The organism is Paenibacillus sp. sgz302191, from assembly GCF_057749925.1.
Genome location: NZ_JBYLHY010000116.1, coordinates 1 through 410 on the forward strand (window position 1 = coordinate 1; position 410 = coordinate 410).

Consider the following 410-nt stretch of genomic DNA (forward strand, 5'->3'; position numbering starts at 1 on the left):
TTGGCTATTCGCAGTTTCACATGGGTAATATAAATCTATAAAACTCGGACAAGGGAATCGTATTCAGCTCAAATCGCTAGATTGTTCTCCTCCTGATCGTCGCAAAGAATAGGACCTCCACAAGTTGGAAATACTGTTTGTTGGACAAGGGAATCGTGTTCGGTGAGATGAGCGGGTTGTGGCTCCAAACTGATCGCGGTTCTTTTTTGTTTTAAATTTCGACTGTTTTGAGCTTCAGTCCACCTGCGATTAAATAAATTATCGTTTTTAGGTTTTTGACCGACCTGTAGCCGCGCGCACGTCGTTTAGCGCTTTGAATGAGGCCGTTAATAGCCTCCATAATGCCGTTTGTCACTTTCGATGTAAACCATCGTAAGATTCCTTTTTCATGCTGACGAATGGTTTTCGCA

1 protein-coding gene is annotated in these 410 nt (G+C 42.9%); it reads right to left on the reverse strand.

All coding sequences use genetic code 11. The annotated features are described in order from the left end of the window. Window positions 1-211: 211 nt before the first annotated feature. Window positions 212-410 (reverse strand): transposase (locus tag AC3G2T_RS38850; protein ID WP_488438836.1); only part of this gene is annotated, 199 nt, incomplete at its 5' end.